Here is a 12,686-nt window from a genome sequence, read left to right on the forward strand (position 1 = left end):
CATATCAACTTATATTGATAAAATGGTAAGTAATTAGGACAAAAAAATTATTGTTTTACAATTTTAATTCTTTTCAATTTTGCACCATTCAATGTAACGGTACAGAAGTATATACCTGATTCACGCATGTCATTTGCATTGATTTCAATAGTCTGATTTCCTTTTAGCGTACTTTCACTATAAATAGTTCTTGTCTGCCCTAAAATGTTTGAGATTGATACTTTTAAAATACCATTTTCAGGAGTGTTCACACTCAAAGTACCTCTTTCTCTCACAGGGTTTGGCCATAGGGTAACATCGGTTTCTACAATATTACTTCTTCCTTTATCTGCTTCATCAGCTAACTCCATAGCTCTATTCGATGGACAATTACTCGGACAACTGGCAGACCAAGTTCCAGTTCTTTGTCCGCTGCTACTACCAGTAACGGTAAACCAACCATCCGTACCTCTTGTTAAATCAACAGTTTGCTGACCATTTCCATTGTTAAATACAACTCCAATATCATTTGCCGATACTCCATTCGGTATTGTGAATGTTTTTCTTGCCCAAGCAGTACCACTTAAATTATTCATGGTATCTCCAGGCCAACCAGGCGTGCCAGCTAAAGTTTGATTGGTTGCTCTATTGAATACATATAAGTTTGCATTGGCACCCCAACCGCTACTTGGTTTTTGAAAATTTAAGGTAACATCATTCGATCCTCCTCCAGATGAACTACAATCTGAAGGACAGTTATCTGACCATGTTCCGTTTGTATACCAACCGTCTGTACTTCTTGATAAATCTCCAGTTTGATTTCCTCCGTCATTAAAGATTACTCTTATATTTCCTGCCGATACTCCAGCCGGTGGTGCTATGGTGTATGAGTACCATGGGGTTCCAGAAATATTTGTCATTTGTTGTCCTGGCCATCCTGCAGTTCCTGGAATGGTTGCATTTGCTGCTGCGTCAAAGAAATATGCATTAATTGTATTCCCCCAATTAGATGGTTTTTTGAAGTTTACTGTAAATGGAGCTACAGTATCTCCACCACCGGTATTGTCTCCTCCGCCTTGTGTCCATACTGCATAATCACTTCCAGAAGTTCTTAAGGTCCATCCACTTCCATTAGGAGACCAATTACCACTTCCTAGTTTCATAGCAATTGTTCCATTTCTTCCATCGATATAGGCGGCATAAAGGTCGTTTCTTGCTTCTGCAATATTAATAGAAGATCCAGCGAATACTCTAACATCTTTTCTAATGGCAATTAAGTCTCTAATTGCATTTTGTACTCCTGCTCCAGCATCAAAAAAGTGTGTCCAGAATACCATTGGATTTCCTGGGTGTGTTAAAATGTAGGCATACCCTTTTCTTAAATTAGTTTCTCCACCGGGAAAAACAAAATTTGATCCACAGCATTGTTGTGCTTCACCAGTATCATGGTTGTCTAAGAAAGTAACAGATTTTGTTGGGTTAATACCGATCATTCCTGAAGGGTTACCAGAAAAATCTCTTAAATATGATAAGTTGTTATCTCTTAGTGCATTTTGAAGACTTACTTTAGTATTGAAATCAAATGCAGAAGAAGAACCTTGAGTCCAGTTTACAAAGTTATTCGTTTGTACTCTACTGCTTTCTAATAATTCTCCCACCGCAAAATATGGGTTTGTAGCATCATTATATTCTTTATTATAAATAGGGTTGTATCCATGTACGAAATCATATCTCCAACCATCGAAACCTAAGTCATTTCTTAAGAAATTCATCCAAGCAATAATTTCTTGTCTTACTTCTGGGTTTTCATGGTCTAAATCTCTAGCAGCGGCAAAACCTCCACCAGAACCATCAGCTTTTAGCGCATTTCCTGGGACAAAATCTCCATTGATACTAAATTCTACTGGGAAGTTTACAAAGTTCCTTCCTTCATCATCAGCTGTTATAAAATAGGTAGGCCACGCAGGATTGGTAAAAGTAACTGCATCATTACTACCAACTCTATGATTGATAACAATATCACTAATTACTCTTACATCTCGAGAATGGTATTGATTAATTAAATTTCTTAATTGAGCTTCTGTTCCGTAAGCACTATTAAAGTTATATAATTCTCTTGGTAGGTATCCTTGTGGGGCAGCAGAATTACTTGGAGGCGGCATCCATATTACATCAATACCCGCATCACTAATAGTACTGCTAACACTAGTTAAAACGTCATACCAGGTTTGCCCAGCAGGTTGATTTTGTACATTCCAATCAAAAGCTTGAAACATTACATCTTCATCTTGTGCCTGCATTTGCATAAACGGTAAGCAACATAAGAAGCTTACTAAAATTTGTAAAAGGGTTTTTCTTTTCATTTCATAAGATTTTTTGTGTCCCATGTGAGGAACTGAGGTTTTTAATAAGTAAGTAAATCTGTGCTTTTCTCAAATTTTCGTTCAGGAAAATAATCTGAAGATGGTTGGTTAGGGAGTAGCCGCAGGTTTGAAAAAGTAATATGATTTATAAATAGTAAAGACTCTTAAATTCAAACTGACTTATGAGATGAATAGTCTTTAGAGTAATTATGTGACTGTAATCGTATTAGCTGTAACGGCTTGTGTAAAGTAATTTTTCTTCGATCTAATTCTAAAAATTAGTTTATATTTTTTCTGACTGAAATATTTTTAAGAAAATTTGTTTAGTTAAAGTAGCTCAAACAATTTAGAAATTTTCGGTAGAGTTGAAATTGTTTTCATAATTCGTAAATTTTAGTTTATAAAAGTGTCTCTTGTGTTAAATTTCTACTAAGTTATTACGAAATATTCAATTTTAAGGTTTCGAAAAGCTACTACAACGTTTTCGTGTTGATAAATTCTTAATATTTCACATAATATATTGAATAACAACCTGTAATTAACAGTTATTTATAATATTTCAGTAATTTTTAAGGTGTTGTAAGCAAAATTCAATCTTTAGCAATGATAATATGATCATTGTTTAAAGTGATTATTATCAATTTTATATCATACAAGTTGATGCAAGACAATTTGTTACGTTATCATAGATTAATGTTTTCATAATATTTTCTTACAGATCAGATAGTATTAGAAAAGTATTTTTAAGGTACCAACTTAAATATATTTTATTATGAAAATTCATTTTAGATTTTACGGATTATGTTTTCTCTTATTGCTAATGGTATTTTCTTGTGATAAACAAGAAGATATTAATCCTAAGGAAGAACTGGGCTTAGAAACTCATCAAGAAGATCATTTAGAAGGAAAAAAAGAACTTAATGGCTTTCTAATAGGTTATAAAGTCACTAGAAAAGATAACGATTATTATCTCGTAAAAGTTGCCATTAATGATGTAAGAATAGTTGCTACTATAGATTATAGTAGTGAATTTATTGAAATTGATGGTAAGAATGTTATTCTTTCTATCAAAGAAAAAGAAACCTTATTGCTGTTAGGAGAAGAGTTGTCTATGTATTTGTTTAAAGATGGATCAGTAGATAATTTTACAATAGCTGAGTATACATTATTACGTTTATTAGAATATTGGGCGAAATCTCCAAAGAATTATAGTTATGAGAAAATTGTAATTAAGGGTAAAGAAACTAATTTAACTAAGGGGAATAATGAAGGTATTACTTGTATTAGAAAGAATACCTATGTGGTAGCAGAGTATGATAATAATAATGGAGAATCATTTAGTGATCGTAAACTAGTTAATGGAGAACGGTGTTTAGGGCGTTGTGGATCTGGATGCCCAGGAATTTTTACTATTGCCAGTGCTTGGACTAAAGATTGTTTAGATCATGATCAATGTGGCAGAGTACTGGGTGGAAGCACAAATCCTTTTGATCGAAATTGCGGAGATGAATACGGGCAGGCGGCAGATGATTTTTTGTTTGGCGTGATTAGAGGCTGCAGAGGATAATTAGAAATGACCTTAACACATTAAAAAACCGCCTTTCCCCAACAGAAAGGCGGTCTATTAAATCAAAATTAAACAACTTTCCTAGTTTTAATCCTTAGGAATAGGATATATTAAAATTATTAAGAGAAGCAGTATCCGTTTTCAGCGGCTACCTTATCTGCAATTTTAGTTCTCAATGCAACCACATTAGGTTGGTTTGCATATTTTGTAAAACGCTTAAGTCCCATAAGCATCATACGCTGCTCATCACCTTCAGCAAAAGAAACGATTCCTTCTTTTCCTTTTTTGATAATAATATCAACAGCATTATATAAGTATAATTGAGACATAGCGATTTGGATTTCTTGAGAATCTTCTCCAAATCGTTTTGCATTTTTCTCTGTACGTAAGATGGTAGATTCAGCCATATAGATTTCAATAAGAATATCTGAAGCAGCCATTAATAATTGTTGGTGCTCTTCTAGCTGAGGTCCAAATTTCTGAACAGCAGATCCTGCAACCATTAAGAATACTTTCTTAAGTTTAGCTAGAATCTCTTTTTCTTCAGAAAATAAAACAGAATAATCAGGAGTATCGAAAGATGGAATACCTGTTAATTCATCAGCAACTTTCATTGCAGGACCTAGAAGATCTACATGTCCTTTCATTGCTTTCTTAACTAACATTCCAACAGCTAACATTCTGTTGATCTCGTTTGTACCTTCATAGATACGAGAAATACGAGCATCTCTCCAAGCAGATTCCATAGGAGTATCTGCAGAGAATCCCATTCCTCCAAAAATTTGAATTCCTTCATCAGTAGTGTTCTGAACGTCTTCAGAAACGGCTACTTTCAAAATAGAACACTCAATAGCATATTCTTCAACACCTTTTAATTCAGCTTCCTGATGCGAATTTCCTTCTGCTTGACGGATAGCGATTCTATCTTCGATATTTTTAGCAGCTCTATAACTAGCAGATTCATCTGCATAGGTATTCGTAGCCATTTCAGCGATCTTAGCTTTGATAGCTCCAAAATTCATAATTGGAGTTTTAAACTGGATACGCTCATTAGCATATTTAGTAGCTTCACCAATTACCCTACGTTGTGCATCTAGACAAGCAGCTGCCAATTTGATACGTCCAACATTTAAAGCATTCATTGCAATTTTAAACCCATTTCCTCTTTCGGATAACATATTTTCTACAGGAACTTTAGTGTCACTAAAGAAAACCTGGCGAGTAGAAGAGGAGTGGATACCTAATTTCTTCTCTTCATCACCTAATGAAATTCCATTTGGATTGTTTGGATCATACTCTACAATAAATCCTGTGATGTTTTTATCATCTTCGATACGAGCAAAAACGATCATAACATTACAGAAACCAGCATTAGAGATCCACATTTTTTGACCAGAGATCAAATAATGTTTACCATCTTCTGATAATACAGCTTTTGTTTTTCCAGAGTTTGCATCGGATCCGGCACCTGGTTCAGTTAAACAATATGCTCCCATCCATTCACCTGTGGCTAACTTAGAAACATATTTTTTCTTTTGCTCTTCATTTCCATATAAAGATATAGGCATAGTACCAATACCAGTATGTGCTCCAAAAGCAGTACTGAATGATCCAGTTGCACCAGAAATATAATCACATACTAACATCGTAGAAACAAATCCCATTCCTAGTCCGTCATATGCTTCTGGTACTGCTACACCAAGAAGACCAAGTTCACCCGCTTTCTTCATGCACTCTTCAGTATAAGCGTAGTCTTTTGATTCGAACTTTTCCCAATGTGCCCAAAGTTCACGATCTACAAATTCCTTAGTACTATCACGCATCATTTTTTGCTCTTCAGAAAAATCTTCTGGAGTAAATACATCTTCAGCTTTCGTTTCTTTAACAAGGAATTGTCCTCCTCTAAGAATGTCTTTATTTAAAGTTTCTGTACTCATTTTGTTATAGTATTATAGTAGTTAGTACTGAGTATTGAGATCTTATTTTTTTGCATTTTCTCAGTACTCATATCTTATATCTCAATTCTAATTAATTCAAAAATTCAAAAATACCTGCAGCACCTTGTCCTGTTCCTACACACATGGTTACCATTCCGTATTTTCCTTTCATATCACGTTTACGCATCTCATCGAATAGCTGAACAGAAAGTTTCGCTCCTGTACATCCTAGAGGATGTCCTAAGGCAATTGCTCCTCCATTTACATTTACTATATCCTGATTGATATTAAGTTCACGCATAACTGCTAAAGACTGCGATGCAAATGCTTCGTTAAGTTCAATAAGTTCTATGTCGTCTTGCTTAAGACCAGCTTGTTTTAAAGCTTTAGGAATTGCCTTTACAGGACCGATACCCATAATTCTTGGTTCTACTCCTGCAGCAGCATAGTTTACCAATCTAGCGATAGGTTCTAGATTTAGTTCTTTTACCATATCCTCACTCATTACCATTACAAATGCGGCACCATCACTCATCTGAGAAGAGTTTCCAGCGGTTACACTTCCACCAGCGGCGAATACTGGTCTTAGTTTACCAAGTACTTCTTTACTTGTTCCGGCACGTGGTCCTTCATCTTTAGTTACCGTATAGGATTTAGAAGCTTTTTTTCCATTCTCATCCACATAAATTTGCTCTACATTGATTGGAACGATTTGATCTTGGAAACGATTTTCAGCTTGCGCTTTTAAAGCTTTCATATGAGAATTGTAAGCAAACTCATCCTGATCTTCTCTAGATACATTGAATTGGTTGGCTACCGCTTCAGCAGTATTTCCCATTCCCCAATAATAATCTTCATGACCAGATTTTGCTAAATCATAATTTAGTTCTGTTTTATATCCTGTCATAGGAACGGAACTCATACTCTCTGCACCACCAGCAATGATACAATCTGCCATTCCAGCTTGTATTTTTGCAGTAGCCATACCAATAGTTTCTATTCCTGAAGAACAAAATCTATTTACCGTTACTCCTGGTACATCTATCGATTCTAGTCCCATTAAGGAAATTAAACGAGCCATATTTAATCCTTGTGATCCTTCTGGCATAGCGTTTCCTACGATCACATCGTCGATACGACTTTTATCTAATTGAGGAAGCTCTTTCATCATGTGCTGAATTGTCTCAGCGGCTAACTCGTCAGTTCTTTTAAATCTGAACACTCCGCGAGGTGCTTTTCCTACGGCTGTTCTATATGCTTTTACTATATATGCGGTTTTCATTTTTTTTAAAATAGATTTTTAGATGTTAGTATTGAGTATTGAGATTTTGTTCTGAATGCTTTGTTGAAATGAATAATTCATTTTCTGAATTTCAATTGTTAATTCAATACAAGGTTGAACTTTTTCTTTAGATAATAGGCTAAGTTCTGTTGTTAGAATTAACTGCGTATGAAGTTCATATGCAGAACCATTAGCAATACTCAAAAAATGTTTAAACTCTTTATTCGAATTTCTTCCTGCGCCTTCTGCAATATTTGAAGAAATTGAAACCACGCTTCTTTTTATTTGAGAGATTAATCCATATTTTTCATCAGAAGGAAGTTCACTAGTAAGCTGATATACGGATTTTGCCAATTCGATTGACTTTTTCCATATTTTTAATTGTTCAACTTTGTGCATAACTTATAATCTAATTACTCAATACTAAATTCTCAATACTAATTACGTAACGGTTTACCTTTTTTAAGCATGTGTTCTATACGTTCCAACGTTTTGCGTTCAGTACATAGTGATAAGAAAGCTTCACGTTCTAGATCTAATAGATATTGTTCAGTTACGAACGTTGGTTCAGATAAATCTCCACCAGCCATTACGTATCCTAACTTATTTGCTATTTTGTGATCGTGCTCTGAGATATATTTACTAGCTTCCATAGAGTCTGTTCCTACTAAGAACATTCCTAATGCTTGCTTACCTAAAACTTTTACATCTTTTCTTCTTACTGGCTGTGTATATCCTTGCTCTGCCATTAATTTAGCATATGCTTTTGCAGTTGCAATCTGACGATCTTTATTAACTACAACGATATCTTTTCCTTTCTGAAGAAGATTAGTATCAAATGCTTCATAAGCTGAAGTAGATACTTTTGCCATTCCAATAGTTAGGAAATGCTCTTGAAGAACATTTAGCTCTACATCATCTTTTCTGAAAAGATCAGATGCTCTTAATGCCATTTCTTTGGATCCACCTCCACCAGGGATCACACCAACACCAAACTCTACTAATCCCATGTAAGTTTCTGCGGCAGCCACAACTTTATCTGCATGAAGTGAAATTTCACATCCGCCACCCAATGCCATTCCGTGAGGAGCAACGATGGTTGGGATTGCAGAATAACGCATACGCATCATTGAATCTTGGAAGTATTTTACTGCCATATTCAATTCATCATATTCCTGCTCAACAGCCATCATGAAGATCATTCCGATATTAGCTCCAACAGAGAAATTAGCTGCTTGATTACCAACTACTAATCCTTGGAAATCTTTTTCAGCAATATCAATCGCTCTATTAAGTCCGGCAAGTACATCACCACCGATAGTGTTCATCTTGCTTTGGAATTCTACGTTAAGGATTCCGTCGCCAAGATCCTCTACAACTACGCCGCTATTTTTGAAAACTTCTGTTGATTTACGGATGTTATCTAAAATGATAAAGGCATCTTGTCCAGGAACTTTTACTTGTTCTTTCTTAGGAATATCGTAGTAATAGGTAGCTCCTTCTTTTACGGTATAGAAAGAAGTACTTCCTGAAGCGATCATATCATTTACCCAAGCAGCTGGTTCATATCCTTCTGAGCGCATCATTTCAATTCCTTTTTCAACACCTACAGCGTCCCAAATTTGAAATGGCCCGTGTTCCCAACCGAAACCAGCTTTCATTGCATCATCGATCTTATAAAGGTCATCAGTGATTTCAGGAATTCGGTTTGAAACGTATGCGAAAAGAGCAGCTAAATTTTTACGATAAAATTCTCCGGCTTTATCTTTTCCAGCTACTAATACTTTAAAACGATCTACTACTTTATCAATAGTTTTTGTCATTTCTAAAGTAGCAAATGAAGCTCTTTTCTTTTCTCTATATTCTAATGTGTCTAAATCCAGTGATAAAATTTCTTTCTTACCTTCTGCAGATACATGTTTTTTATAAAATCCTTGTTTTGTTTTACTTCCTAACCATTTATTTTCCATCATTGTGTTGATGAAATCTGGTAGCTTAAACAATTCATGGCGTTCGTCATCTGGGCAGTTATCTGCAATACCGTTTGCCACATGAACTAAGGTGTCTAATCCAACTACATCAACGGTTCTGAATGTTGCAGACTTAGGACGTCCAATAACTGGACCTGTTAGTTTATCAACTTCCTCGATAGTTAATCCCATTTCTTTTACCATATGGAATAAACTCATAATACTAAAGATACCAATTCGGTTACCAATAAATGCTGGAGTATCTTTAGCTACAACTGAAGTTTTACCTAAATACTGTTCTCCATATCCGTTTAAAAATTCAAGTACTTCAGCAGAAGTATTTGGACCAGGTATAATTTCGAATAATTTTAGGTAACGAGCAGGATTAAAGAAGTGAGTTCCGCAGAAGTGCTTCTGGAAATCTTCGCTTCTTCCTTCGTTCATGAATTTAATAGGAATACCAGAAGTGTTTGAAGTGATCAAAGTACCTGGCGTTCTGTATTTTTCTAAATTTTCAAAAACTTGTTTTTTGATATCAAGTCTTTCTACTACAACTTCGATGATCCAGTCTACGTCAGCAACTTTTGCAATATCATCTTCTAAGTTTCCTGTAGTGATACGATTTGCAAATTTTTGACTGTAAATTGGTGAAGGTTTGGATTTAAGAGCGGCAGTTAGTGAATCATTTACTAACCTGTTACGAACCACTTTGTTTTCTAGTGTAAGGCCTTTTGCCTTTTCCTTGTCGTTTAATTCTCTCGGTACTATATCTAATAATAGTACTTCGACACCGATATTGGCGAAATGACATGCAATACCTGATCCCATTATTCCTGAACCAACGACTGCAACTTTTTTAATGACTCTTTTCATTTTTTTAACTTCTGGATGTTAAGATGTTATAGATTCTTTGTTTGTGTAAATTTTCTTTGTGGATATGAGATCATTTATCATCTGAAATACTTCTAAAAACGTATCTAGTTTTTCCTTAGGGACATGCTTTCGAACAGCATGGTCAAAAGTGAAAACCACATCTTTTGAAAAATTCCTCATTTCTACTCCAAATGGGGTGAGGTATATTAAAACACCACGTCCATCTTGAGGATTTTTCTTCCTGAAGATCAATCCTTTTTCTTCCATGGTTTTTAAAGTTCTGGATAAACTGGTGGCTTCCATACCCATTTTTGGGCCTAAGGATGTAGATGGTGTTCCGTTTTCAGGATCAATACTTATCAGGGCAAAACCCGTAGCCATCGTACTCCCTTTTTTACTTGCTTCTTCGTTGTACATTTTAGCTACTGCCATCCATGTAGCTCGAAGTGCATAATCAATTGTTTTTTCTCTCATTCAGAAAATTTGTTATGCTGTAAAGGTAAGAAAAATTTATTATGCACGCATAATAAATTGGGTAAAAAATTATAAAAAGAGCAAGTAATTTACATTTTTCTGTGGAATTAATAAAAAAACTCCTCATAAAATGAGGAGTTTACTGATTTAAAGTTAAAGTTTTACACCATACATTTGTAATCAGTGAATTGAATTAGCCATAAATTTTAGTGTATAAATCTTCGTATTTTGCTTTGATTACACGTCTTTTTAATTTCATAGTAGGAGTGAGGTGGCCAGCATCAATACTCCATTCGTCTGATGTAAGTTCAAATTTCTTAATACGTTCCCATTTTCCAAACTTTTCATTGTGCTCGTCTACTTCTTCTTGAAAACGGTCTATAACAGTTTGGTTACCTACAATTTCTTCATGGGTTACACCTATAGAGATTCCTTTTCTAGTAGCCCAGTCTTTTACAAATTCAAAATTAGGTTGTACAAAAGCAGCTGGCATTTTTTCTCCATCTCCAATAACCATGATTTGTTCTATAAAACGAGATTGTTTCATCGCATTTTCTATTACTTGCGGAGCAACATACTTTCCTCCAGAAGTTTTGAACATTTCTTTTTTACGATCTGTAATACGTAAGAATCCTTCGCTATCTATTTCTCCAATATCTCCGGTATGGAAATATCCATTTTGTAATACTTCCTTACTTTTTTCTTCATCCTTATAGTATCCCATCATTACTTGAGGACCTTTTACAAGAATTTCGCCATCTTCAGCAATTTTAACTTCGGTTTCGGGAATCATTTTTCCTACTGTTCCAATTTTAAAACCTTTATCTCTTACATCATTTACTGAAACTACTGGAGATGTTTCCGTTAAGCCATAACCTTCCATTACAGCAATTCCCGCAGCATTAAATACTCTGGCAAGTCTGGATTGTAGCGCAGCACTTCCTGAAGCGATTACCTTAAGATTTCCTCCTAAAGCTTCTTGCCACTTGCTAAATATTAATTTTCGGGCAATTCCTAATTTCTTTTCATACCACCAACCATTTGCTTCATATGGTTCGTATTTAAGACCAAGTTCTACTGCCCAGAAAAACAATTTCTTTTTGATCCCTGTAAGATCAGTTCCTTTTGCAATAATTTTATCATATACTTTTTCTAAAAGTCTAGGAACAGCTGTCATTACATCTGGTTTTACTTCTTTTAAATTATCACTAATTGTTTCTAGCGACTCTGCGAAGTAAATCCCAACACCTCTGTATTGATATAAATACATTAGCATTCTCTCATATATATGACAAACTGGTAAGAAACTTAAAGCTTTGGTTTCTCCATCAACAATTGGAAATCTAGTAGAACTATGAAGAGCATTACTAACTACATTTTTATGACTTAGCATTACTCCTTTAGGTCTTCCTGTGGTTCCTGAAGTATAAATTAATGTAGCTAAGTCATCCTCTTTTACAGAAGCCATGATCTTTTCAACTTCAGCCTGATTACTATCGTCTTTTCCAAGTTCTAAAACTTTATTCCAACTATCGCAACCGTCAAGATCAGTAAAAGAATATACTCCTTTTAAGGAAGGAACATTTCCTTTGATATTATTTACTTTCTGTAAAACTTCATCATCAGATACGAAGCAATACATAGATTCAGAATGATTCAATACATATTCGTAATCTTCTTGAGAAATAGTAGGGTAGATAGGTACATCTTGCGCTCCAATTTGTAGCACACCGATATCCACAATGTTCCATTCAGTTCTATTATTTGAAGAAATAATAGCAACTTTGTCGTTTGGTTTTACACCAAGGCGTAAGAGACCTCGACTAATCTGATTTGCTTTTTCGACATATTCTTTTGTGGAAGTAGCAACCCATTCACCGTTGTACTTAGTGATTAAGGCTTTGTCTAGGTTATATTTCTCTAATTGGTAATGCGGAAAATCAAATAATCTAGTAATTGTATTCATACGTTTTTCAGATAATTTTACTCTGTTTTAAAGAAACTCGATCAAGTAGCTAGTTTTAAAAAACTTAATGCCACTAAACGTTGTCATATAAAATTGCACAAAATTTTTGGTTTATATCCTTAAAATTCTCTTACTTTTTAAAATGAAATGAATTTTAAAAACTACTATGCGTGCATAGTTTCGCAAATTATAAAAAATATAACAATACACAACCCTAATATATAAAAAAAGGAGCTATATTTTGATAACTCCTTAACTTTTATGGGTTTTAATTG

The 12,686-nt window shown here is 34.7% G+C and carries 8 protein-coding genes; 1 reads left to right on the plus strand and 7 read right to left on the minus strand.

Annotated elements, in window-relative coordinates; translation table 11 throughout:
* Positions 1-47: 47 nt before the first annotated feature.
* Entirely contained in the window at positions 48-2,342 is a 2,295-nt protein-coding gene (locus GBO31_RS09435; protein ID WP_219008086.1) for a starch-binding protein, read from the minus strand.
* A gap of 772 nt (positions 2,343-3,114) precedes the next feature.
* Here GBO31_RS09435 and GBO31_RS09440 point away from each other — a divergent pair.
* Positions 3,115-3,909 carry a hypothetical protein gene (locus tag GBO31_RS09440; RefSeq protein ID WP_219008087.1) on the plus strand — a complete coding sequence of 265 codons (795 nt, stop codon included), beginning with the start codon at positions 3,115-3,117 and terminating at the stop codon, positions 3,907-3,909.
* Positions 3,910-4,028: 119 nt separating this feature from the next.
* Here GBO31_RS09440 and GBO31_RS09445 read toward each other — a convergent pair whose 3' ends face one another.
* From GBO31_RS09445 to GBO31_RS09470, 6 genes are all read right to left on the minus strand, one after another.
* Positions 4,029-5,846, minus strand: a complete 1,818-nt coding sequence (locus GBO31_RS09445; RefSeq protein ID WP_219008088.1) for an acyl-CoA dehydrogenase family protein — start codon at positions 5,844-5,846, stop codon at positions 4,029-4,031.
* Positions 5,847-5,937: 91 nt separating this feature from the next.
* Positions 5,938-7,128: an acetyl-CoA C-acyltransferase gene (locus GBO31_RS09450; protein WP_219008089.1), complete on the minus strand. Its 1,191-nt coding sequence runs from the start codon at positions 7,126-7,128 to the stop codon at positions 5,938-5,940.
* Between the two features lie 18 nt (positions 7,129-7,146).
* The gene (locus GBO31_RS09455) at positions 7,147-7,527 is read right to left on the minus strand and encodes a four helix bundle protein (protein WP_219008090.1); all 381 of its coding nucleotides are present in this window, start codon (positions 7,525-7,527) and stop codon (positions 7,147-7,149) included.
* A gap of 38 nt (positions 7,528-7,565) precedes the next feature.
* Positions 7,566-9,971 carry a 3-hydroxyacyl-CoA dehydrogenase/enoyl-CoA hydratase family protein gene (locus GBO31_RS09460; RefSeq protein WP_219008091.1) on the minus strand — a complete coding sequence of 802 codons (2,406 nt, stop codon included), beginning with the start codon at positions 9,969-9,971 and terminating at the stop codon, positions 7,566-7,568.
* Positions 9,972-9,989: 18 nt separating this feature from the next.
* Positions 9,990-10,445, minus strand: coding sequence for a MarR family winged helix-turn-helix transcriptional regulator (locus tag GBO31_RS09465; protein ID WP_219008092.1), 456 nt, complete (start codon positions 10,443-10,445; stop codon positions 9,990-9,992).
* Positions 10,446-10,638: 193 nt separating this feature from the next.
* Positions 10,639-12,411 carry an AMP-dependent synthetase/ligase gene (locus GBO31_RS09470; RefSeq protein ID WP_219008093.1) on the minus strand — a complete coding sequence of 591 codons (1,773 nt, stop codon included), beginning with the start codon at positions 12,409-12,411 and terminating at the stop codon, positions 10,639-10,641.
* Positions 12,412-12,686 lie beyond the last annotated feature (275 nt).

It is taken from the genome of Aquimarina litoralis (assembly GCF_019295435.1).
GTDB classification, from domain to species: Bacteria; Bacteroidota; Bacteroidia; order Flavobacteriales; family Flavobacteriaceae; genus Aquimarina; species Aquimarina litoralis_A.